We start from the raw sequence: 23,341 nt of genomic DNA, 5'->3' as shown, positions 1-23,341 counted from the left end.
TCGCTCTAATAATTAAATCTAAATTCTTAATACATCTTGCTACAATTCGCTCTTCATTTCTGTAACCACGACTACAAAACTGAATATTTTTTTAAAAAAATTTTCGTTCGAAATTCAAGATCCCCTTATCGATATGATCATCAAAAAGTCTTGCTGCTGCAGCCCTCCTCTATTTACCAGTCCATTCCAGTTATAATACTGTTAAAATAACACTAGGATTTCTCAATTTCATAACTGATTAAAATGACTAATCAAGTGGAGGTACAACTAGATGATCAATGGCATAAATCTAACGCGTAGATTAGGCGAACTAGAAGAAAGAATGAAGCATACTCCTGAACCTGCTTACACTTTTGCGATAGGTGACAAGGTAAGAGTAGGTAATTTTGAAGATGCGGTCGTTGAAGAAGTTTTGCATGATGGGAAGATTTATTTAATTGACTATACAAAGGTTACTAAGCATTATGACAAACCAATTACAACCGAGCGTCAGAAAAATTATTATAATTGGCTCCAAGTAAGAAAGCACATAGAAGAACAAAAAGAAAGCTTCATTAGCAATACAGATTTTAATCCACTTTTCACTTATACAAGGTTGACTGATATTTTAAATAAAATTTACGATTTTGGAATGAAATTCGATCGCGATTATCAGCAAGAATATACCTGGGAATTGGATGACAAAATTTCTCTAATCGATTCCATCTTCAGTAATGTAAATATCGGAAGGTTCGTATGTATTCAAAATGACACCAAAACATGGGCGAAAACAGGCTTTGGATTTGAAATCCTAGATGGTAAACAAAGACTTACAGCAATTACCGAATATTATGAGGACCGCTTTGAATGGAATGGTAGAAAATTTAGTGATTTATCCTCAAGGGATCAGAATCATTTTGTTAACTACCACGTTCCATTAGCAGGAGTTAAGGGACTTACAAGAGCAAAGATATTGAAATACTTCCTGCTGTTAAATACAGGTGGCAAGGTGATGAGAACAGAGTATTTGAATAAGGTTAAAGAACTGTTAGATGAGATTGAGTATACTAAATAAACTCGTACACATTGCTAATGTGATATGCGAACAGGATTTTCGAATAACCAAAACTGAAATTGTGTTTGGTCTTCTTGCGTGAAAAAGGAGCTTGCCCCTTAAGTAGAAAATTCTACTTTGGGGACAGCTCCTTATACATTTCTTAGATTAACCCAGCCTTTTGAAGCAATCTCTGAATTATACTAGCAGTTTTAGACCAAGTGCTTTTATAGGACAGTATCACCAAATAAAGGGGCTGCAGCATGTTCTACAACTTGAACTTCAGTAACTTCACTATCAATTTGCCTTAAAGCAGGAATCATAAAACCAATAGTTGAAGAGATAAGCGTAATTGCCCCTGCAATCATAAACATAACCGGCACTCCTAATACTTGTGCAATTCCTCCTGCTCCGTAAGAACCAACAGGTTGTAAACTCCCACCAACCAACAATCGAGCTGACATGACGCGTCCCCTAAGCCTATCTGGAACCATACGTGCATATAGAGAGGAACTAATTGTGCTGTAGAACGGTCCGCATACTCCGAGTCCAGCAATAACAATCATAGCAAGCCATAGTTCTCCAATAAATCCAAGAACAATCAGAAAACATCCTTGCAATAGTAAGCTTCCTAGCATAAAAATCCTTCTTTTCTTGATATCACCTAGTAGTCCAACAATAAAGAATCCGAGGACTAAACCGACCGAACTGGCTGTTGATAACATTCCAATTCCTTGCGCGCCAACGTGAAGATGTTCAATTCCGTAGGGAACAATCATTGACCAAGCTCCAACAGTACACATGTTTTTGATAGAAACGAATAATTGAATGTACAAGAGGGCCGGTGCGAATCTATAAAAATTAAGACCATCCAAGCTCTCTCGTAAGTACTTTCTAATATTAGAAACGGCTGGACTGGATTTAACATGCTCTTTTCCTGCTTGTTTATTTGATAATAGGTAGATTAGTATGGCTGATATTAAAAAAGAAAGTGAATCAACACCAATGCTGACGAATGGACCTACATAAACAATCATTAGGCTAGCTAGGATAGGTCCTGTTAGCATAGATACCGTACCCGAACCGTCCATGATAGATAAACTTCTTACTAAGTTCTTTTCCCCAACCACAGAAGGAAGTACAGCCATACTCGAAGGGCTAAACAATGCTGAACAGCTCCCGACAATGACAGCCGTTACATATATATGCCATATTTGTAGTAAATGAAAATGTCCTAACAGGAATAAAAGCCCCATCGAACCGAATCTGATCAAATCAAGTAATGCCATTAATCGTAATCGGTTTACTCGATCAATCAATGGCGCTCCAAGAAAACGAACAATAATTTCTGAAAGTCCAAATGCTAACCCTAATGCTCCCATTGCTAACTTCGAACCAGTCAGATCATAAAGTACCCACTCGATGGCCATAAGTCCAAAAAAATCACCTAAAGTACTGAAAGCTTGTGCACTAAATAAGTACCAGAAGTTGCGATTCTTCAACCTGTTTCCTCCATTACTGAATAGCTTGGCCCGACTGAATCCCCCAATATATGTAGACAGTGTGAGTAAAGTTAATATTTAGTATGACAGGAAAAGTGAGTTATCACCTCCTCCTATAGATGGATCTTCAATCAGTCTTTGAATGGAGAGAGGTTTACCAGTTAATCTCATGTATTAACGATAAAGGGCTACCACTATGTGGCAGCCCTTTTTCTATAGAGATTCATTTATGTTACGTACTAAATGGTACAAGCCTATTTTTGCGTAACAGACTTGAACCACTCATTAACTTCTTTCGTCACTTGATCTCCGCCATTTGACTTCCAATTAGTAACGAATTCGTCGAACGCATCTACAGGCAATTTACCGTAAATGATTTTGTTAAAGGTTTCAAGCTCGGACTGACGAAGCAGATTCCATTTCTCGATCATTGTAGGCGTTGCTGCGCCTGTAAAGTAGTTTTGCTTACGAATATCTATTTGTGACATAACGACTTTTGCAGCATACCAGTTTTCCGGTTTACGGAATTCAGCTTGTTGCTTCTCGTAAGGTGTCTGTGCTTTTTCACCGTTCGCTAGCTTAACAAGTGATGACATATACAGGTTTGGAATACGTGCAGGGCCAGTGATGTACGGGAACTTGTCAAAGAAATCTTTGATTTTTTCTTTGTCGCTTGTTGGTTTACCATCTACGATATCCCAGTCATAGCCTTGAGCAAAGCCATTTTCGTACTTGCTGCCTGCGGCTGGGTTAGCCAGGTTATCAAGCAGGTAGTTATAATAGAGAATAATTGCTTCTGGATGTTTAGCATCTTTGTTGATCATGAAGCTGCTGTTGACACCTGAGTTCTGCCATTTCGTACCGATCAAGCCATCTGGTCCCGCAGGAACAGGATACGCTTTGTACTTGGAGCCTGCCACGTTCTTCAGCAAGTCTGGAGCTGGCCAGTCTGGAACCCAGTTTGCGCCTGGCAATACGCCCGCTTTTCCTTTGGTCCAAATTTCTGCTGATTTTCCTTCGTCCCAAAGAGCGGAGTCGGGATGAATATAACCTTTCTCCATCCATTCCTGCAGCTTAGCAAGTGCCTTCTTAGCTCCCGGATTAACAGAGCCGAATTCTAGGTTACCGTTGCTGTCTTTATTCCATTGCTCTTGAACAGTGCCATATGCGCCGAATAACCAGTCAAGGCCGCCCATCCACGTATTCGTATTGTTCTTCAAGGAAATTGCAAGTGGATAAATATCTTTTGCAGCTAGCCCGTCCGGATTTTGGTTCTTGAATTTGTCCATGATGTTCTCAAGATCCGCAATAGTTTTAGGCGCTTCAAGCTTTAGCTTCTCCATCCAATCTTCACGGAGCCATAGAAGTGTATCATCGTTATCCGTATACTCCATGATCGGGAGATTCCACTTCTTTCCATCCTTAGTGAACGGATACCACAGTTCAGGATTCTTTGCAGCATGGTCCTTCCAAACTTTGCTCGCGTACTTCTCGAATAGTTCGTCAATCGGAATGAACTGCTTGGAATCAATCAGTTGGTTCGTTAATACTGGATCAGTTGGCACCATGACGAAGTCTGGTAGCTTCTCGCCAGAAGTAAGTGCGAGCTGAAGTTGCTGCTTATATTGATCGCCACCAGCTGGATACCAAGTGTTCTCATGTTTCATACCTAACGTCTCAAGCATCCAGCGGTCGTGAACGTTATTATCCTTTGTTTCACCCTTGGTATATTCCTTGGGCATGATCACCGTGCTAATGCCAATCGGTGGATCGTACTTACCTTTTTCAAATACAAGTTCTGCTTCCGATTTCGTTGCTGCAGCCGTTGCAGCCGGACTTTTCGTGCTCGTATCAGCAGCTGCTCCTTTGTTGTCGGAATTGCTGCTACAAGCCGAAACGACAAGTATTGTTCCAACAAGAGGTAACAATAACTTTGTTAATTTTCTCATTTCGATTTTCCCCCTACGGTGTAAGTTTGTTATACTTTTTACTTTACCAACGCCCCCGGAGGTCATCTATATGATTTTTTTAGTTTCCATAGGACTCTGTCATGTTGTTAATTTTCCTCCCTAAATTCTTGTGGTGTAGTCCCGAACTGCCTCTTAAATACCTTGATGAAGTAAGCCGGATCCAAATAACCGATCTCCGCACTGATTTCGTAAACCTTCTTATCGGTCGTCTTCAGCTTATGACAGGCTGTCTCCATCCGCAGACGAGACACAAAATCACTTACTCCTTCACCGGTTTCGATCTTATACAGCTTAGAGAGATGCGTCGGATGCAGGTTCACATGATCCGCAAGCGCTCGTAACGATACGTCAAGGTGTAGGTTCGTTTCAACAAACCCTTGAATTTTCTTGACGTACACGGAGCGAATATCTTTAACATCGCTTGATGTTCCTTCCTTCAGCTTGCCTAGCGCTCCGAGCGCCCAGCTCCGGAGTTTGCCGATTGAGGCGAAAGCCTCTCCGCTTTGCATCAACTCCATATCTTGTCCGAGCAATTTGGCAAGTGTATGTCCATTGCGATGTGCATAATGAGTATAGGAAGAAGCGATGATATACCCCGCTTCTAGACAATGTTCCCAGGAATCAGACCCCTTCTGGTCGAGCTCTGCGAATACCTCACACAGCTTCTGTTCTGCCGACTCCCAGCGTCCAGCCTCGAGCAGATTCTTCAGAATTGGCGGCGCGTGAATCACGTCCAAAGCTCCATGGGACACCTGACTCTCTAAGTCTCCAGCTCGAATGACGAACTCTCGCTCGTCTCCAACGATTTGACGAAAATAAGCCAGCGCGTGACGATAACGGTCTGCAAGCCTATCCGGAAATTCGAACGACTCCGTCATGACGATAGACAGGGATCCTCGTAGGAACTGCTTGACCTTCGATTGGAGCTGCATAGCGGACTTCTCAAGCTTCGTTTCTTTGCCAGCGCTATGAATTTCATCTTTAAACTGAAGGAGAAATGCAAGATAACCGTGCTCCTCACGAGCTCCCCATACAAATGCGAATTCGCCGAAAATTTCCTCGGCAATATTAATAATGGCATACTCCATTAGATGCTGTCCGTTGTTACGATACTGTCCGAAATCTTCCTCCAAGCGGACGAGTAGCAGCGCACATTCCCCAAATTGAATAGGCAAGTCGTAATTTTCGAGCTTCCGTCTCCATTCAGCGGTGGAAAGCAGCTCTCCTCGTAATGCGTTCAGCAGCAATTGTCCTCGCATAAGCGGCAGATTTTCCCTAAGCGTAAATTCGGTTCGCTCATAGGAGCTTACGTTTTCCCATTCCGCCTTCAGCTGATCAACGGCCAGCTTCACCGCTCCTAGTAGTTCGCTATCAGTCGGCGGTTTAAGCAGATAGTCCACCGCTTGGTACCGGAGCGCTTCCTTGGTGTATTCGAAATCGGAATATCCTGAGAGTATGATGCATTTGATCTTCTTGTCGCTCTCTCGAATTTGCTGGATCAACTCAATCCCCGTCATCTCTGGCATGAGTACGTCAGAGATGACGATATCAATCGGATAGGTTTCAATTATTCGCAGTGCTTCTTGTGCGGAATACGCCTTATGGACTTGTTCAATACCAAGTGTGTGCCATGGTTTAGTTGTAGATAGATTATCTACCCAGTGGGCTTCGTCATCGACGATGATCATTTGCATGTGGTCGTTCTCCTTCATGAATGGAATGATGCTACTGTACTTCGACCCGACTCAGTTCCCAAACAATCTCCGTTCGGAATCCTCCGATATCCGAGTTTTTGAAAACAATGTGTGACTTGTCCCCAAATTGATGAATGATCCGCTGGTTCGTATTCCATAAGCCATAGCCCATGTCTTCCTGCAGTCGCTCTCCCATTTTCCCATTCAGCATTTCCAATTGATTCTCTGACATACCGGGACCGTCATCGTCGACATAGAGCTTGCAGAAGCCGCCCGATATTTCACCAGTAATTCGAATTTCCCCTGAGGAATAGGTCTTACCCACCCCGTGAATAACGGCATTCTCCACGATTGGCTGTAGCATGAGCCTCGGAACGTGTAGCTTAAGCATCTCCTCTGGAATAGCGATATGATAATGAATTCTACCATTGCGAAGCTTCTGAATATCCAAATAATTGATGATCAACTGGACTTCCTCGTGTAGCGACGCCGTCGGCCGCTCCATGCGGGTCATGTACCGATAATAGGTGCTGAGGTTGTGGCCCATCGTAACGACAGCCTCTTCATCCTTCATTTGAGCCATATTGATCATATAACCTATGCAGTTGTATAAAAAATGAGGATTGATCTGGGCCTGTAATTGCTTTAAAGTCGCTTCCTGGGCCCTTAGCTTCTCGTTCAGCACGTTCTCGATCAGGCTTTGGATTTGCTGTGACATATCGTTGAACCGATAGAACAAAAACGAAAACTCGTTATTCACATTAGAATCGACCTGCACTGAGAAATCACCCTGCTGTACCCTTTGCAGACCACGAATCAGCCTACGGATAGGACGTTGAACATTCCGATACAACAGCACAGATGCGGATATTCCGACCCCGAAGAGCAGCGCCATCGCCAAATAGAACAAGTTCCGGCCGAATGATATCGGTCCTAGAATTTGATCCAGCGGTACAATATCCACCAAATACCATCCCAAGGAAAGTGTTTTCACAGAGCTGACCAAATATCGCTTGTTGCCAAGTTTGATAACTTCCTGCATCGTATCTTCTAAATCTTTCCCATTCAAAAACCGAATCAGTTCATTCGACAGCTGCTCACTCGCGCTGCGGTTCAGAATTGGCATATCTCCCTTATGATAGAACATGGGATCACCTTGTCCACCTGCTTTATAAGCGTCCAGCATATTCTGAATATTTTCTTGATAAAAGCTTGCCTGTACAACCAAATCACTGCCTCTAAGAGCATCCATCTGCCCGACTGTATCGGAATAAAACCAATGGAACGCGCTCGGCTCATTCGGCGTAATTGCTTGTCCTTCTCCATAAGACCATTTGCCCATGACGTTCCTTTTTAAATATCCCTCGTCATACTTCACCATACTGCTTGCATTGGAAATCGCCTCTTTGTTCAGCTGCGAATAAACCGTGAACGTGACAGGCCAAATGTTCATTACCCCGGACTGTAGCATCATCTTCTCTTGAATGACGTATCTCGTCTGCATCCGGTCGTAGCGATCATCCCATATATTTAATCCATTCAATTTACGAACGTTGGGATCTCTTGAGAAAGTGACCACAAAATCCATCGTCTGATTGATACGCGAGTCTATTTGACTAGATAAAAATGAGAGTTGCTTAATATTCGAAGCCTTAAGCTCCTTATCGATCACATTAGATGAAACTCCGTTGGAGTATGTAAAAAATGCGATAATTGGAATGAACAATACGATGATCAATCCGTTCAGTTTGGCAAACAAGCTATATTTTGAAGCTATCTTATTTCTTACCTTGCTTATGCCTGTGCCTAGCTTCATAAACCCTCCTCCAGACAATGTCCCTAACAAAACCCTATCGATCCTAACAATGTCTTATAGTTCGATGATCGAACCTGTTGATATTATATATAACAGGGCTTCACCTCATATACAAATGAATTTTTAAAGAACGGGAGATAACCATGGACCAAATTACACTAACAGATGTCAAACTCAAGGCCACCCGTATACCGAAAAAGCGCAGGGGTTACAGAGTTCCGTGGATGCTGCATCTTATGGTACTGCCAGCTGCATTGTCGGTTTTCGTATTTTCCTATCTACCAATGACAGGTATTATTATGGCATTCCAGGATTATAAGGCGTCACTCGGAATAACAGGCTCTCCGTTCGTCGGCCTGAAGCATTTTCGATACATGTTCGAAAACGATTACTTTATGAAAATAACTATGAATACGCTCATATTTGCTCTTTCCAAGATTATCTTGAATTTAATCATCCCTTTTACCTTCGCCTTGTTACTCAACGAGGTACGGAATATGGGGGTCAAAAGGTCCATCCAGACGCTTGTCTACCTGCCTCACTTTCTTTCCTGGGTCACTCTTGGAGGCATAGTGATCGACCTACTCTCTCAGACCGGCATGATAAACCAGTTATTGTCGAACGTATTTGGAATGAAACCCATTTTCTTCTTGGGAGATGGCACCTGGTTCCGAATATCAATTATTTTCAGTGATGTCTGGAAGGAATTTGGCTTTAATACGATCATCTTCCTCGCCGCACTTGCGGGGATTAACCCGGCACTATACGAAGCCGCTGAAGTCGACGGAGCAAGCCGGCTCAAGCAAACATTCCATATTACTATTCCTTCGCTCATACCGATTCTTATCGTAGTCGCGACGCTTGCACTCGGCAATGTGCTTAATGCCAACTTCGATCAAGTATTTAACTTATACAGCCCGATGATTTATGAGCAAGGCGATATCATCGACACGTTCGTCTATAGGCAAGGATTACTAAGCGGTCAATTCAGCTTCGCAACAGCTGTCAGCCTATTCAAATCAGTGATCAGCTTGATCTTAATCGTAATTTCCTACCGACTTGCATATCGATTCGCCGGATATCGCATTTTCTAGCCTGTTTACTTGAAAGGATGACCGCTCATGTATCACAAAACACTGCCTTATCGTATTTTTAGTGTATTCAACTATATATTGCTCATAACAATCTCCATCACTTGCCTGCTGCCACTAGTCCATATGCTAATGGTTTCCCTAAGTTCGACCGCTCCCGCTAATGCTGGGCTCGTTACATTCTGGCCTATTGGATTTACGGTTGAAGCTTATGCAGAGACTTTCGGTAATGTTAACTTTCTTACGTCGCTTTGGGTATCCATTAAACGTACGGTTTTTGGAACAGCGCTAGCCTTAACTGTAAACACGCTCGCCGCATATGCACTTTCCAAAGAATCTCGTGTTTTTCGAGGTAGAAACTTCTACTTATGGTATTTTGTCATTACAATGCTGTTCACTGTCGGCCTTATTCCAGGCTACTTACTCGTTTTGAAACTAGGCCTTTTGAATAGTCTATTCGCTTTAATTCTGCCTACCCTTGTTACTGTTTACAACGTTATTCTGCTCTTGAATTTCTTCCGTTCCATTCCAAAGGAACTAGAGGAAGCCACATTTATCGATGGCGCAGGGCATCTTCGAAGCTTCATATCGATCTATCTACCTATGTCTTTGCCAGCCATCGCAACGATCGCTTTGTTTACAATGGTGGGACACTGGAATGCGTATTTCGACGGACTTATTTATATGAAAGGGGCGGAAAAACTTCCGCTTGCGAGCTTCATGCAAACCATCATCGTACAAAATAACACAACTAGTTTTGATCCTGCTGTTCTCGCGAACATGTCACAACGGACATTCCGAGCTTCTCAAATTTTCATTGGTGCTCTGCCAATCTTAATCATTTATCCGTTCCTGCAGCGTTTCTTCGTGAAAGGAATCGTCATTGGCGCCGTCAAGGAATAGCTTGAATTCATCAGTAATGATTACATAATTTCCGTTTATCCTCATTCAATGACCAAAGGCATCCTCTCACAACCCGAGAGGATGCCTTATTTAAAGACGGATCAAGATCAATCCTTAGCACCGTCTCTACGGAACTCCTTCGGCGTTTTGCCATTTATTTGCTTGAATAGATGCGTATAGTAGCTCTGATTGCAGAACTTGAATAGGACAGCGATCTCCGAGATCGGCATATTGGTATGGATAAGAAAATGCTGAGATTCTTCGATTCTCTTCCGATTGATAAATGCGGTAATGCCAACTCCCGTTTCCTTCTTGAACCGGTCTGACATATAGCTTGGATGGACCTGTACATGCTCGGCAATCTGCTTGAGTGTAAGATCATAAGAGATATGTTCCACAATATAATAGATCGCCAGGTTCACAATATGACTGTAATGCAAAACCTCGGTTTTTCGCTTAACCATGCCAATAAATTGCAAGAGCATTTCAAATTCAAAAGAGGCTAACCGCTCTACCTCCCCGATTTTTTCAATTTCTAGAATGCAGGCGTCACTTAATTGAAATGCGGTTTCTGGATCTACATTCCCTTTAATAATTGCTCGAGTGAATAACGTACAAGAAGCAATTAGGGCATTCTTCTTGGAGCGCAAAGGATGCTTTGCAAGCGTCGCGCCTTCCATTTCATTAATCTTTTGCATCATGGCCATCGCTTTGGCATCATTCCCAAATCGAATGGCTTCCATTAATTCCGTTTCATAGTCAAATGAAGGATGCAGAAAGCTTTGCTCCAAATATTGTAACCGGGACGATAGATACTGTTGTTGTGTACTCTTCGGAACAAGTGTATTCATTCAGCTCACCTCACCTAAAAATTTTAACAAAAAACGAAAATATTTAATATAATTCTAAACTCAATCCCGCTAAAATTCAACCATACCACATTTAGAGGGGGATCTTAGGATGAATTGGACGCTCACGAATCATGCATTATCTGAAGAAGAGCTATTAAATTTTGAAAGCATTTTTGCACTTGGTAACGGTTACTTAGGAGTAAGAGGTAATTTTGAAGAAGGCTACGCAGATGGAATGAATAGTATTCGCGGCACCTACTTAAATGCTTTTCACGATGTCATTCAAATTCCTTATGGGGAAAAATTATATGGATTTCCAAGTACACAACAAAAGCTTGTTAATGGTATAGATGCTCAAAGTATTCGACTTTATTTGGGGGAGGAAGAAGAGCTCTTCCAGTTATTTGAAGGTGAAGTGATCGCCTATGATCGCCATCTACACATGGATAAAGGATATGCCGAACGAATGATTCATTGGCGCTCGCCATTAGGCCGAGAAATCAAGGTCACGTACCGACGACTAGTATCCTTCGACGTTCGAGAATTATTCGTCATTGACGTTCGGATCGAAGCCCTTCACTGGATAGGTCCAATTAAGATTGTCTCTACGGTGGATGGAAATGTCAGCAACTATACAGCAGTGAACGATCCCCGGGTTGCTTCGGGACACGCTACTTTATTATCCGTTAAGGAATGTAACACAAAGGGAGCGTACGCGTATGTGATGAACGAAACGACAGTCTCTCAGCTCCAAATGGCTTGTGTTACGCGGCATCAATACCCGCATCATGCTGGGGTTCAGACGGAAGTCGAAGAGAAGAAAGTCACTTGCACCTATACATTCTCGTCAGAGGAGCCGATTCACTTCACCAAATGGAATGTGTACACAGACACCTTACGGCACGGTGATCAACCCATCGAGCAAGGGATGCGCATCCAAGAACAACTTCTAACGCGGGGCTTCGAAGATATTATTGCGCAGCAACAACAATATATGGACCATTTCTGGAACTCCTCGGACATTCAGATTGAGAAAGATGCTTCCTTGCAGGAAGGTATTCGCTTTAATCTCTATCATCTTCTGCAATCTGCCGGAAGAGATGCCTATAGTAATATCTCTGCGAAGGGGTTAACGGGAGAAGGCTATGAGGGACACTTTTTCTGGGATACAGAGATTTATATGTTCCCGATCTTCTTAATGACACAACCAGAAATTGCTCGACAGCTCTTGTTATTCCGTTACTCAACCTTAGAACAAGCAAGAGATCGTGCTAGGGAAATGGGACACAAGCAAGGTGCATTATTCCCTTGGCGCACCATTTCAGGTACCGAATGTTCCTCCTTCTTCCCATCCGGAACGGCGCAGTACCATATTAGCGCGGATATCGCGTACAGCTACGTCCAATATTATCTCGCCGTGGAAGATCGAGATTTCTTATTGAACTACGGAGCGGAGGTTTTATTCGAGACAGCACGCTTATGGATGGATATGGGCCATGATTACCAAGGTGCTTTTCATATTGATGAGGTAACAGGACCGGATGAATATACATGTTGCGTGGACAACAACTACTATACGAATGTCATGGCTAAGCATAACCTCAAATGGGCAGCCAAAAGCTTCGAGCTTCTTCGAGCCTATGATCCAGCAGGGTTAGCTGCGCTATGTAATCGTCTACAAGTCAGCCCTGAGGAAGTTCAAGGATGGATGCACGCGTCGAGCACGATGTATCTTCCTTATGATGAGGAACTTGGCATTAATCCACAAGATGATACGTTCCTTCGCAAAGCGAAATGGGATTTCGAGAACACGCCGAAGGATAAACATCCATTGCTGCTTCACTACCATCCGTTAACGATTTATCGATATCAAGTGTGCAAACAAGCCGATACGGTATTAGCTCATTTCTTGCTGGAAGATGAACAGGATTCCGATACAATCCGCCGTTCATTTGATTATTATGAGGAGATCACAACGCATGACTCCTCCCTGTCTTCGTGTATTTTTAGCATCATGGCTTCCAAAGTCGGTTATCTCAATAAAGCCTATGATTATTTCACTGAAACAGCGCGATTAGACCTGGATAATACCCATGGGAACACGAAGGATGGCTTGCATTTGGCCAATATGGGCGGTACTTGGATGGCTATCGTATACGGCTTTGCGGGAGTTCGATTGAAAGAATCAGGTCTATCCTTGGCACCAACCATTCCTGCAAGCTGGGAACGATACGGCTTCCGAATCCGTTATCACGGTCGTCTCATTTCCTGTCGAATCGATAAAGGCAGCCTACAGCTTGAGGTCCTTGAAGGGGAGCCAATCACACTTCAGTTGTATAACGAGCAAGTGACATTACAAGCAAACCAAGTTCTTGAGACATCATTACGTCAATCATAAATAACTCATAGATAACATCATAAATAGTATCAATTATAAATAACCTCAGGAGGACTCTATGAATATGCAACAACCAATTCAGGCCGTGATCTTCGATCTAGACGGCGTCATTACAGATACAGCAGAACATCATTACTTGGCATGGAAAGCTATTGCAGACGAATTGCACATTCCTTTCACCCGCGAATTTAATGAAAATCTAAAAGGCGTTTCTCGCATGGATTCTCTGAACCTGCTACTTAGCCAAGCAGAAGTGCCTGTTAACTATACAGACGACGAGCTAGACCAATTAGCAACGCGGAAGAACAAGCTTTATCAAGAATTAATTACCTCCATCACACCACAAGATGTTCTACCTGGCATAATCGAGTTCACGAACGAACTCCGCCGTGCGGGTATTAAGACTGCTATTGCATCAGCCAGCAAGAATGCTTTTACGGTGATGGATAGTCTAGGATTAACGAGTTCCTTCGGAATTATTGTTGATGCCGCTAAGATCCAGAACACAAAGCCGGATCCTGAAGTATTCTTAAAGGCTGCTGAACTGCTGGGTGTAGAACCAAGCCGCTGTGTCGGTGTTGAAGATGCTGTAGCCGGAGTGCAAGCAATTAAGTCAGCAGGCATGTTCGCCGTTGCTATTGGTTCATCCGAAGCATTTCCACATGCGGATCTCGTGCTTGCAGGAACTTCAGAGTTAAATCTGGATACGCTTGTTACCCTCGTTAAGCAACAATAAGAAAAAAAAAGATAATCGCCCTTCCTAGCCGTGTTGGTTAGGAAGGGCGATTTTTTTGACACTAATCTCATGGTATTAACTACAAATAAATCGGCTTTATATCTATACGAATCCATTGGATTCTATACGGATAAAGAAGAGATAAGGTACTTTACAAAACTGAATTAGGCATTATAATCTGTCATCAAACATTAATTGAATTTGAATACCGAACGGGTCTTCAATAATACCGTATGCTTTGCTAAACACATTATTCGATAAAGGAACAATGATTTTCACTCGATCATCTGTAATTAAGCTATTATAAAAATGTTCAATTTCCGCTATGTCAGCACTTTGAATACATAATGAAGTGTTATTCCCAACTGTATATGCTTCACTGGTATTCATTGTATCTTCTGCTATCATGACTTTTGTTTTTCCAATTGATAAGACAGAATGAGCAATATAATTTTTATTTTCATCAGTAAGCTGTATGGAGCTTTCGTGTTTTGCCATGTCTTCATAGGTTACACGTAACAATTCCTCTGCGTTAAAATGTTCTTTGTAAAAATGTATAGCTTCTTTTGCTTTTCCGTTCATAGATAAGAAAATAGCTATTTCTAGTGTTGTACTCATGGTTTCAATCTCCTTTTATATAATCATTTTAGGTAGATATCTTATACATTTGATATATGACCTTGAACTTATCATAATATATAAAGGTATCAAAATATGACACCTTTATAAGGAGATATATTTTATGAAGAAATCAGAAAGATTAAATGACATGACCAGATACTTAAACAGTCGAGAATTCTTTAATTTAAATGACCTAATGGATAAATACAATATTTCAAAAAGTACAGCTCTACGTGATATTAGCTCATTAGAACAATTAGGTATGCCTATTTATTCGGAACATGGCAGACATGGACGATATGGTATCTTAAAAAATAGATTGTTATCTCCCATTATTTTTACAATTGATGAAGTGTATGCTCTGTACTTTGCAATGTTGACGTTAGAATCTTATCAATCAACACCATTTCATTTAAGTGTTAATCAACTAAATGAAAAGTTTGAAAACTGTCTTTCTAGAAAACAAATAAATCAGATTCACCAAATGAAAAAAGTCCTACAATTTGAAATATATCAGCATCATAATGTCAGTCGTTTTTTAGATCAAATTCTAAAAAGCATTCTTAATGAGAGCAGCTGTAAGATTCAATATGTAAAAGATAATCAGACAAAAAGTTACCACGTTCAATTCTTCAAAATTTCCGCCAAGTTTGGTCAATGGTATGCTACTGGAATAGAGTTAAATACGAATAAATATAGAGTTTTCAGATGCGATAGAATAACCCGTATAGAAGAAGAGGAAATCAAATCTCACTTTTCTATAGATGAACTCGTTAGTCGTTCATTAGAAATTTATCAATCTGAGAAGAGTATTGACTTTGAAGTAGAGATTTTAGAACATGCCAAGGATCTTTTTTATAAAGAACATTATCCTTCTATGAAATTAGAAAATGGTAATCAAACAGTCATTAAGGGATTCTATAATCCAGGAGAAGAGGAGTTTATAGCTAACTATTTGATGAGATATGGTCATTATGTTATATCCGTGAAGCCTGAATCATTAAAACAAATGATCCAAGATAGAGTAGAGAATCTCTTAAATCACTATCAAAAATTATAAATCAGCATGCAGATCGCAATACTAATCTCTCCCATTCCCTTTCAATGTTGTTAAATCTGCTGCTCTTTTTTAATTTTCATCATCATTTTTCTTACTACGTTTTCGGCAGCCTCCATAATCACTTCTCCTAATGTGGGATGGGGGTGAATCGTCATAGCCAAGTCCTCCACGGTTGCACCCATCTCGATAGCAAGTGCAAGCTCCGATACGAGTGTTGACGCCTCCACGCCAACGATTTGTGCACCAAGCACGATTCCTGAGGTCGGGTCCGCCACAATTTTGACGAATCCTTCAGTTTCCCCCAATGCCAATGCTCTCCCGTTGATCCCAAAAGAGGCCTTGCCAATAACAATCGGAATGAATTTTGCCTTTGCTTCCGTTTCACTTAAGCCAACGCTGGCCAGCTCTGGATTAGAAAAAACGACGAGCGGAATGGCTTTATAATCAACCTCGGAGGCATGGCCTGCAATGGCTTCTGCCGCAATCTTGGCTTCATAGGACGCCTTGTGAGCAAGTGTCGGACCAGCCGTAATATCTCCGATTGCGAAAATATGCGGGATAGCCGTTCTGCACTGTTCGTCCGTCTCAATCAGCCCCCTGCTCGTCACCGGCAAACCTATATGCTCCAACCCTAAATTGCCGTCTGTGTTTGGCTTTCTGCCGATAGTGACTAACGCATATTCCGCTGTAACATGATGCTGCTCCCGATTTTTTAAATAATGCAGTGTAATTGTATCCGCATTCTGCACTACTTTCTCAGCTGTCGCCCCGGTTATAATGTTAATACCATCAGCTTTCAACTGCCGGATAACAGGCACCGTAAGGTCTGCCTCGAATCCCGGCAGCACTTGTTCTCCTCCCTCCAGAATCGTTACCTTAGCTCCAAATTTGGCATACATTTGCCCCAGTTCGACACCAATATATCCACCGCCGATAACTACCAGGCTGTTCGGAACCTCAGGGAGCGACAGAGCTTCTGTGGAAGACAAAATACGCCCTCTAACCGGAAATGCTTGCAGCTCAATCGGACGAGAGCCCGTTGCCAGTATGGCGTACTTAAAAGAAATGGTTTGCTCCTGTCCAGTTTGCTTGATAATAGCTGTATGTGCATCAACCAAACTTGCGTCTCCCTCCACAATGCTCACACCAGCAGTCTTCAATAAATAACTAACTCCACCTGCCTGCTTAGTCACAATCCCCTGCTTGAAATCCTGAGCATTCTTAAATGACGCTGCCACATCTGCGTTATTAAACTGTCTGAGCAAATCATAGCGATGCGATTCTGCAATTAATGCTTTGGATGGAATGCAACCAACATGCGTGCAAACTCCGCCAAGTTGACTGCGTTCGACTATCGCCGTTTTCATACCAAGCTGTGAAGATCGCAGCGCCGCCACATAACCTCCCGGACCTGATCCTATGACCAACGTTTCTACGGATTCAAGCTTACTCATATCCAGATACCTCCTGTTGAAGTTGTTTTAAAATATGATGGACATAATATATTATAAACATCATATTTTAAAACCGTCAACAGCCGTGATTAGCCTTTCTTGAGCTAACAGTTACCGGATCACTAAATTGACAGGTATTATTATGACGCTTATAATATTTTGAAAGTAGAATTATGAAGCTGTGGAGTGATTACAATGCCCTATCCCAAAGGCCATAAGATGAAAGTGCGGAATAAGATCGTTGAAAGTGCTGCCCAGGCTTTTCGCGCCAATGGTATCCACGATGTAAGTGTTCCGTTCATTATGAAGGGGGCGGGGCTAACTCACGGTGGGTTTTATGCACACTTTGATAACAAAGAACAGTTGGTCGCCGAAGCCTGCCGGTATGCCATCAGCGATACCATCGCACTTCTACAGGAAGCTGCTGATCAGGAGAAGCAGAACCCCAAAATCAATACTGTCATTGATTATTATTTAAGTCCGTATCACCGTGACAAAACGGAGATGGGCTGCATTCTTCCTGCCCTTTCTGGCGAAATATCCCGTTGTTCAGAAGAGATTCGGCAGGTATTTACCCATGAACTGGAGCGGATGATTGCTTTTATCTCCAATCTGGCTGAAATTGACGCGTCCAAAGGTAGCGCACTGTTAAGTACCATGGTCGGCTCTCTTGTTCTTGCACGGTCTGTTAATGATCCTGAACTGAGCGACAGCCTTCTCTCGGCAGGCAAGCAGTATGCCAAAGAGCTGGTTATGACCTAGTACGAAATTTCTTTTCGCGTTGTTTTCTATTTTGAATGATTAATTTTTGGTTTGATTTTTCACTCATTATCATCAGCCCCTTGACTAATCTATTGTACCTGCCATTATTTCGAAATGAGATGATCAATATTATCTTAGTTTTCTATTATTATTTTTAATTTTCCGCAAATTGTGCTGAACAATAGAACAAATACCTCCCCATCTCAGTGGGAAGGTACTAAACATTTATTCAACAGACTTTAATGATTCAATCATGTCGATTGTCTTTATTTTAGAATAGGTAACCATTTGCATAATGACAGAAACTATAATGATGATCAGAGCTGCCCATACAAAACTGATACCATGTATATTTTTGAAATACACACTTGCATCCCCTTCTATAACTCCGATTACAAATCGATGAAACAGAATTCCCAACAATAGGCCCACACCCGTACTGATCAAGGTCAGCATAAAAGCCTCACGGTAAATATATTGATTGGATTCCTTATCGGTAAATCCTAGTACCTTCAGTGTAGCTATTTCGCGCTTTCTTTCGCTTATATTAATGGAAGTTAAATTATACAGCACAATGACTGCCAAAAGTGAAGCAATAATAACCACCAAAACCACCACATTGTTTAAGCTTGCATTTCCATCCACTGCTCTTTGCACGATATCCTCCTTGAAGGTCACATTGGCAATGGAATCACTTTCCAGCAAATGCTTTGCTAGTGTTGTTTCATCCTGATTGTAATCAGATACAATCATATTATAGGAGGCATCTTCGCCGAACACCGTACTGTACAGCTCTTTGCTCATGTAGACATAATTCTTCATATAATTCTCTGCAACATCGGAAATAGGCAATGAATACGAATGATTATCCGTATCTCTGATATTGATTGCATCACCCTTGCTTTTATTTAAAACCTCAGCCAGCTTCTGCGTAATAACAACACCGCTATCATCCAATTTAATGCCGGTTTCTGTTACTTGACTTGTCAAATTATAATATTTCGCAAACAACTCCTTATTTTCAGGTACGATTAAATAAGTATCCAGTAATTTGTCTCCGGATCCGGCTTCAAAGGTGGTTTGCTTTATTAAAACCGGGTCTTCGACTTTTTCCTCTACCAGCAGATTTTCCAAATTCCCGTTTATCTTCTGGGTTTCGCTTTTCAGCACCATCAATGCATTATATTTAAAGATTTCACCATATTGTCTTTCTGCGACACCGTTAATGCTGTCACTCAAACCAAATCCCGTAAGCAATAGCGCCGTACACCCCGCTACGCCGACAATCGTCATAAATACTCTTTGCTTATAGCGGAATATGTTTCGCAAGGTCACTTTCCAGGTAAAGGAAAGACGCTTCCATAGAAAACCTATTTTTTCAAGCAGTATGGTTTGTCCACCCTTTGGTGGTACCGGACGCAACAGAGCTGCAGGTTTTTGTTTTAATTCCATATTGCAGAAGAAAACCGTTACGCCTGTCATCAGCGTTATGGCCACCGCAGAAATCAGCAATAAACTTAACATGTCATATTGGATAACCAGCGGCGGTAAAATGAATTGATTAAAAGCAGCATAGATAATATGCGGAATTACACTGCTTCCTATATAAAAACCGGTTATAGTCCCTAGTACGGTTGCAGACAGCACATAAAGCAGGTAAGTGAAAATAATTCTGCTGTCTTTATATCCTAATGATGTCAATGTTCCAAGTTCGCTTCGTTCTTCTACGATCATCCGGGCCATTGTATTGGATGTCATCAAAATAACGATTATTATGAAAAACAAAGGGAAAACAGCGGCCACGGAATCTATGGCATCTGTGCCAAATTTAAGTTCATCGTAACCAATAACGGCATCTCTGTCATAAACATACCATTTAGCTTTTTTTACTTCTGAAATATCTTTTCTTGCATCCTCAATCTTTGTGTTGGCATCGTCCATTTCCGAATTGAATTTTGCCAAGTTTTCGTTATATTCCTTATACCCATCGTCCAGTTTCTTTTCATTTTCGGCGATTTTGTTTTTGCCTTTTTCAATTTCATTTTTTGCCTTTGCAATTTCAGTATTAAAGGTTTTAATGCCTTTGTTTAATTGTTCTTCTTGCGCAGTTAATGCATCAATAGATGTTTTTAATTTGAGCAATCCTTCATAGGAAGCGGAATACTGACTTATTGTTGCACTGAACTGTGCATATTCCGGACTGTCGGCAGGAAGCTGGTTCATCTGCGCCTTCATTGTTTGAATAGTGGTGTCCAGTTCATTGATTTTGGCACCTAACTCTTCTTTTTCCATACCGTTGCTTTTTAATGCAGCATTGATTTCATTCCAACCGTTGGCAATTTTATTTCTTCCGGTTTGGAAATCTGCGTTCTTTGTTTCAATGTTTTTTTGTAAATCAGCTTCATTTTTAGCAAGCTCTTCTTTTGCGTTTTTAAGTGTGAAGGAATTTTCATCCAACTGAATTTTTGCATCGGTTAGCTTTTTTTCGTTCTTTTCTTTTTCGTTCTTCAGTTTTGCTTCGTTGTCATTGATTTCATTGCTTGCTTTGCTGTATATCTCCTGATACCGTGCACTCTCTCTTTCAGGCTTTATCTCTACTATTTCCTCTTTTATCGGGGATACAAACTCTTCATATTCATTGGAATACGCCTTAGCATCCTGGGTATTGGAAGCAATATAGATTTCCGTATAAGCTTCCATAATGAAATTGTTTTTATTAACATAAATGAAGGAGGATAGGGTTCCGTCACCGACCGTGGTGTTTCCATAATCATGTGCCATATATAAAGGCGATTTCACAGTTCCTACAACGGTAAATTCCGTATTTTTCAGTTTATCGCTTACATCACTGGTGATCTTGATCTTGTCGCCGACTTTATATTTATTGCCATCTGCCAAACATTCCATATCGGTTTCAGGCATCCTGCCATCTATCAGTTTGACCGTATTGATGGATTCTTCGATTGCATGCACCCTGGTCGTTTGGCCTTGATCCAAAACATCCAAAGAATAACTGGGAACCACTGTTTCTACATTCTTTAATTTCTTTAGTGCACCAACGTCTTCATCTGTTAATCCCAGGGAGCTGACGATTTTAAAATCCATTAAATGATGTTCTTTATAATATTGATCCACACCTGTAAGGATATCCGGCGCGCTTGCCTTTAGTCCTGAAAAAACGCCAACGCCTACCATAACAATAACGAACAGTGATATATATCTTCCCAATGATTTCTTTATTTTTACCAAGGTATTCTTGTATATCAATTTCATCACCACGTAATCTCATCCACTTTTTTAGGGTTTTTATTGATCATAATATCATTCACTGTTCCGTTCTTGATTTTTATAATTTTATCTGCTATTTCTGCGATAACGGCATTGTGCGTAATTAATATGGTTGTCATGCCCATTTCTCTACAAGTTTTTTGTAAAAGTTCAATAATCCGCTGCCCAGTCACACTGTCAAGGGCACCCGTAGGCTCATCACACAAAAGCAGCTTGGGATTTTTGGCGATAGCTCTTGCTATGGCAACACGCTGTTGTTCTCCTCCGGATAACTGCGATGGAAAATTGCTCCTGCGTTCGGATAAACCAACCTGATCTAAAATGGTTTTCGGATCCAGTGAATCCGGACATATTTGACAGGCAAGCTCAATATTTTCAAGCGCCGTCAGATTTTCTACAAGATTATAGAATTGAAACACAAATCCAATATCATTACGCCTATAATTTACAAGCTCTTTTTTGCTATACTGATGGATTTCCTTATTATCTACCCATATCGCACCATCACTTGGGCCGTCCATTCCACCCAGCAAATTTAAAACAGTTGTTTTACCTGCACCAGATGGACCCAATATGACAACTAATTCTCCTTTTTCTATTGAAAAAGAACAGTTTTGGACGGCTGTAATGGTTACATCTCCAATAACGTATTCCTTCTTAATGTTTTTGAATTCTATAAATGACATGAATCTAATCTACCTCCAACTTTAACAAACATTATGTTGATTATTTATCATGAACAAAGTATATTAACATCATGAAATAAATACAACAGTCATATAATTAAAAAGTGATAGTTAGGCAACAGATTTTCAGAAAGTGTTTAATAAATAACATTACTATTTTGCCTACAGGAGGTTATTATGGAAATAAAGAAACCTGATAGACGGGTAAAATACACTAAAATGGTTATAAAGGAAAGCTTTGTGAAAATTTTAAAACAAAAACCCATTTCAAAAATCTCTATCAAGGAAATCTGTGAAGATGCTGATATTAACCGCGCGACATTCTATGCACATTATTTGGATCAGTATGATTTGCTTCATCAGATTGAAATTGAAATAATCAATGATATCAATCAGTATTTGGAAGGCTACGATTTTAAAGACAATAAGCTTATTCCCATTGAAATGACTGAAAAAATTTTAGAATATGTAGAGGAAAATGCAGAAATTTTTGATCTTTTACTGAGTCCAAACGGAGATATGAAGTTTCAGCAAGAAGTCATAAAAATTATTGGCAGACAGCATTTTATTGCCGTGATCGAAAATGATTCCTTAAATAAAGAGGATGCTGAATATATATTTCATTTTTTAGCAAGCGGTGCTGTCGGGGTCATTCAGATGTGGCTGAAAGACGGTATGAAAAAGCCAGCTAAGGAAATGGCAGAGTTGATACTAAAAACAGCAATTAATGGCAGAGCTTCTTTTATATGATTAAATGTTAAAAACAAAGAGGCCCAAATCCTTGTTATTACAAGGTTTTCAGCCTCTTTTTTGTTGCCTACTTCCGCACCATCAACGTTCATTGAATTGAACTCATCAACTCGTAGAAATATTTCGGTTCATGAGTTTTATTCAGATTATACCAAGCGTCTAATGTTTGTGGTGTGAATACATCTAAGGACTTTAAGACATGTAAAGCAAATTCCAATGGAGCTACTCCAGAAGCAGTTATCAGTTTTCCATCAGTTACGGCGGACTCCTTCTTGTAGCACTTTTCTCCGGTATAGGTAGGACATATCATTTTAAGATATTCCAAGTCATTGCTCGTATGCCATCGCGAATCCAACAATCCTCTCTTAGCCAGTCCTACTGTAGCACCGCAAATCGCCGCTACAACAATATTCTCCCTTAAACACTGCTCTACTATTTTTAGTATAGGTTCGTGAATTGTTTCTGCCCACGTATCTCCACCCGGTAGAATCAAAGCATCTGTGTTGTTAATACAGCACTCATCCAGCTTAATATCAGGTAATATTTTCAAGCCCCCCTTTGTAATAATAGGGGTCTTTTCAATTCCAACAGTAACTATTTTGGATGGCGTCAGCCCTTTCTTATAATATCTTCCCGAATTCAGTTCGGCAGTTAAGTAACCTATTTCCCAGTCTGCCAACGTATCAAATACATAGAGATATACTGTATTATTCATTTGCATGTCCT

18 protein-coding genes are annotated in these 23,341 nt (G+C 41.0%); 8 read left to right on the top strand and 10 right to left on the bottom strand.

The window, feature by feature from the left end:
- Nucleotides 1-271 precede the first annotated feature (271 nt).
- Nucleotides 272-1,054, top strand: coding sequence for a DUF262 domain-containing protein (locus AC1DOK_RS10520; protein WP_477554224.1), 783 nt, complete (start codon nucleotides 272-274; stop codon nucleotides 1,052-1,054).
- 206 nt (nucleotides 1,055-1,260) lie between these two features.
- Here AC1DOK_RS10520 and AC1DOK_RS10515 read toward each other — a convergent pair whose 3' ends face one another.
- The 4 genes from AC1DOK_RS10515 to AC1DOK_RS10500 form a co-directional block, all read right to left on the bottom strand.
- The gene (locus tag AC1DOK_RS10515; RefSeq protein WP_477554223.1) at nucleotides 1,261-2,535 is read right to left on the bottom strand and encodes an MFS transporter; all 1,275 of its coding nucleotides are present in this window, start codon (nucleotides 2,533-2,535) and stop codon (nucleotides 1,261-1,263) included.
- Nucleotides 2,536-2,789: 254 nt separating this feature from the next.
- Nucleotides 2,790-4,484, bottom strand: a complete 1,695-nt coding sequence (locus AC1DOK_RS10510; RefSeq protein ID WP_477554222.1) for a type 2 periplasmic-binding domain-containing protein — start codon at nucleotides 4,482-4,484, stop codon at nucleotides 2,790-2,792.
- Between the two features lie 107 nt (nucleotides 4,485-4,591).
- Nucleotides 4,592-6,199, bottom strand: coding sequence for a response regulator transcription factor (locus AC1DOK_RS10505; RefSeq protein ID WP_477554221.1), 1,608 nt, complete (start codon nucleotides 6,197-6,199; stop codon nucleotides 4,592-4,594).
- Nucleotides 6,200-6,230: 31 nt separating this feature from the next.
- A complete protein-coding gene (locus tag AC1DOK_RS10500; RefSeq protein ID WP_477554220.1) occupies nucleotides 6,231-8,015 on the bottom strand; it encodes a sensor histidine kinase in 1,785 nt (594 codons plus the stop codon).
- Nucleotides 8,016-8,158: 143 nt separating this feature from the next.
- On the opposite strand from AC1DOK_RS10500, the gene AC1DOK_RS10495 reads away from it, so the two are divergent.
- Together AC1DOK_RS10495 and AC1DOK_RS10490 are read left to right on the top strand one after the other, a co-directional pair.
- Complete coding sequence (locus AC1DOK_RS10495; protein ID WP_477554219.1) at nucleotides 8,159-9,109, top strand: ABC transporter permease; 951 nt, start codon at nucleotides 8,159-8,161, stop codon at nucleotides 9,107-9,109.
- 27 nt (nucleotides 9,110-9,136) lie between these two features.
- Complete coding sequence (locus AC1DOK_RS10490) at nucleotides 9,137-10,009, top strand: carbohydrate ABC transporter permease (RefSeq protein WP_477554218.1); 873 nt, start codon at nucleotides 9,137-9,139, stop codon at nucleotides 10,007-10,009.
- 107 nt (nucleotides 10,010-10,116) lie between these two features.
- Here the strand turns inward: AC1DOK_RS10490 and AC1DOK_RS10485 are convergent, their stop codons facing one another.
- Nucleotides 10,117-10,860: a helix-turn-helix domain-containing protein gene (locus AC1DOK_RS10485; protein WP_477554217.1), complete on the bottom strand. Its 744-nt coding sequence runs from the start codon at nucleotides 10,858-10,860 to the stop codon at nucleotides 10,117-10,119.
- Between the two features lie 109 nt (nucleotides 10,861-10,969).
- Here AC1DOK_RS10485 and AC1DOK_RS10480 point away from each other — a divergent pair, with 109 nt between their 5' ends.
- Both AC1DOK_RS10480 and pgmB read left to right on the top strand, forming a co-directional pair.
- Complete coding sequence (locus tag AC1DOK_RS10480; RefSeq protein ID WP_477554216.1) at nucleotides 10,970-13,258, top strand: glycoside hydrolase family 65 protein; 2,289 nt, start codon at nucleotides 10,970-10,972, stop codon at nucleotides 13,256-13,258.
- Nucleotides 13,259-13,316: 58 nt separating this feature from the next.
- Nucleotides 13,317-13,994, top strand: a complete 678-nt coding sequence (gene pgmB, locus AC1DOK_RS10475) for a beta-phosphoglucomutase (protein ID WP_477554215.1) — start codon at nucleotides 13,317-13,319, stop codon at nucleotides 13,992-13,994.
- Between the two features lie 171 nt (nucleotides 13,995-14,165).
- On the opposite strand, the gene AC1DOK_RS10470 is transcribed toward pgmB, so the two are convergent.
- Nucleotides 14,166-14,612 carry a VOC family protein gene (locus tag AC1DOK_RS10470; protein ID WP_477554214.1) on the bottom strand — a complete coding sequence of 149 codons (447 nt, stop codon included), beginning with the start codon at nucleotides 14,610-14,612 and terminating at the stop codon, nucleotides 14,166-14,168.
- A gap of 124 nt (nucleotides 14,613-14,736) precedes the next feature.
- Between AC1DOK_RS10470 and AC1DOK_RS10465 the strand changes: the two genes are divergently transcribed.
- Nucleotides 14,737-15,675 (top strand): helix-turn-helix transcriptional regulator, encoded by a 939-nt coding sequence (locus tag AC1DOK_RS10465; RefSeq protein WP_477554213.1) that lies wholly within the window; start codon nucleotides 14,737-14,739, stop codon nucleotides 15,673-15,675.
- A gap of 50 nt (nucleotides 15,676-15,725) precedes the next feature.
- Here AC1DOK_RS10465 and lpdA read toward each other — a convergent pair whose 3' ends face one another.
- Nucleotides 15,726-17,129, bottom strand: a complete 1,404-nt coding sequence (lpdA, locus tag AC1DOK_RS10460; RefSeq protein ID WP_477554212.1) for a dihydrolipoyl dehydrogenase — start codon at nucleotides 17,127-17,129, stop codon at nucleotides 15,726-15,728.
- A 195-nt stretch (nucleotides 17,130-17,324) separates the two neighbouring features.
- Here lpdA and AC1DOK_RS10455 point away from each other — a divergent pair, with 195 nt between their 5' ends.
- The gene (locus AC1DOK_RS10455; protein ID WP_477554211.1) at nucleotides 17,325-17,891 is read left to right on the top strand and encodes a TetR/AcrR family transcriptional regulator; all 567 of its coding nucleotides are present in this window, start codon (nucleotides 17,325-17,327) and stop codon (nucleotides 17,889-17,891) included.
- A 225-nt stretch (nucleotides 17,892-18,116) separates the two neighbouring features.
- On the opposite strand, the gene AC1DOK_RS10450 is transcribed toward AC1DOK_RS10455, so the two are convergent.
- Together AC1DOK_RS10450 and AC1DOK_RS10445 are read right to left on the bottom strand one after the other, a co-directional pair.
- Nucleotides 18,117-21,164, bottom strand: coding sequence for an FtsX-like permease family protein (locus tag AC1DOK_RS10450; protein WP_477554349.1), 3,048 nt, complete (start codon nucleotides 21,162-21,164; stop codon nucleotides 18,117-18,119).
- Complete coding sequence (locus AC1DOK_RS10445; RefSeq protein ID WP_477554210.1) at nucleotides 21,164-21,865, bottom strand: ABC transporter ATP-binding protein; 702 nt, start codon at nucleotides 21,863-21,865, stop codon at nucleotides 21,164-21,166. The genes AC1DOK_RS10450 and AC1DOK_RS10445 overlap by 1 nt, the downstream gene beginning before the upstream one ends.
- Before the next feature lie 177 nt (nucleotides 21,866-22,042).
- Between AC1DOK_RS10445 and AC1DOK_RS10440 the strand changes: the two genes are divergently transcribed.
- Nucleotides 22,043-22,615: a TetR/AcrR family transcriptional regulator gene (locus AC1DOK_RS10440; RefSeq protein WP_477554209.1), complete on the top strand. Its 573-nt coding sequence runs from the start codon at nucleotides 22,043-22,045 to the stop codon at nucleotides 22,613-22,615.
- 88 nt (nucleotides 22,616-22,703) lie between these two features.
- Here the strand turns inward: AC1DOK_RS10440 and AC1DOK_RS10435 are convergent, their stop codons facing one another.
- Nucleotides 22,704-23,330: a type 1 glutamine amidotransferase family protein gene (locus AC1DOK_RS10435; protein ID WP_477554208.1), complete on the bottom strand. Its 627-nt coding sequence runs from the start codon at nucleotides 23,328-23,330 to the stop codon at nucleotides 22,704-22,706.
- Between the last annotated feature and the right edge of the window lie 11 nt (nucleotides 23,331-23,341).

Source organism: Paenibacillus sp. P5_B5, from assembly GCF_056400365.1.
This window is presented reverse-complemented; position numbering and strand designations above follow the sequence as displayed.

Bases quoted from the DNA above. Each gene is read 5' to 3' on its own strand.
- AC1DOK_RS10470 (WP_477554214.1), bottom strand. From the start codon at position 14,612: ATGAGTACAACACTAGAAATAGCTATTTTCTTATCTATGAACGGAAAA.
- AC1DOK_RS10440 (WP_477554209.1), top strand. From the start codon at position 22,043: ATGGAAATAAAGAAACCTGATAGACGGGTAAAATACACTAAAATGGTT.
- AC1DOK_RS10445 (WP_477554210.1), bottom strand. From the start codon at position 21,865: ATGTCATTTATAGAATTCAAAAACATTAAGAAGGAATACGTTATTGGA.
- AC1DOK_RS10510 (WP_477554222.1), bottom strand. From the start codon at position 4,484: ATGAGAAAATTAACAAAGTTATTGTTACCTCTTGTTGGAACAATACTT.
- pgmB (WP_477554215.1), top strand. From the start codon at position 13,317: ATGAATATGCAACAACCAATTCAGGCCGTGATCTTCGATCTAGACGGC.
- AC1DOK_RS10505 (WP_477554221.1), bottom strand. From the start codon at position 6,199: ATGCAAATGATCATCGTCGATGACGAAGCCCACTGGGTAGATAATCTA.
- AC1DOK_RS10480 (WP_477554216.1), top strand. From the start codon at position 10,970: ATGAATTGGACGCTCACGAATCATGCATTATCTGAAGAAGAGCTATTA.
- AC1DOK_RS10495 (WP_477554219.1), top strand. From the start codon at position 8,159: ATGGACCAAATTACACTAACAGATGTCAAACTCAAGGCCACCCGTATA.
- AC1DOK_RS10500 (WP_477554220.1), bottom strand. From the start codon at position 8,015: ATGAAGCTAGGCACAGGCATAAGCAAGGTAAGAAATAAGATAGCTTCA.
- AC1DOK_RS10455 (WP_477554211.1), top strand. From the start codon at position 17,325: ATGCCCTATCCCAAAGGCCATAAGATGAAAGTGCGGAATAAGATCGTT.
- AC1DOK_RS10465 (WP_477554213.1), top strand. From the start codon at position 14,737: ATGAAGAAATCAGAAAGATTAAATGACATGACCAGATACTTAAACAGT.
- AC1DOK_RS10450 (WP_477554349.1), bottom strand. From the start codon at position 21,164: ATGAAATTGATATACAAGAATACCTTGGTAAAAATAAAGAAATCATTG.
- lpdA (WP_477554212.1), bottom strand. From the start codon at position 17,129: ATGAGTAAGCTTGAATCCGTAGAAACGTTGGTCATAGGATCAGGTCCG.
- AC1DOK_RS10485 (WP_477554217.1), bottom strand. From the start codon at position 10,860: ATGAATACACTTGTTCCGAAGAGTACACAACAACAGTATCTATCGTCC.
- AC1DOK_RS10435 (WP_477554208.1), bottom strand. From the start codon at position 23,330: ATGAATAATACAGTATATCTCTATGTATTTGATACGTTGGCAGACTGG.
- AC1DOK_RS10520 (WP_477554224.1), top strand. From the start codon at position 272: ATGATCAATGGCATAAATCTAACGCGTAGATTAGGCGAACTAGAAGAA.
- AC1DOK_RS10490 (WP_477554218.1), top strand. From the start codon at position 9,137: ATGTATCACAAAACACTGCCTTATCGTATTTTTAGTGTATTCAACTAT.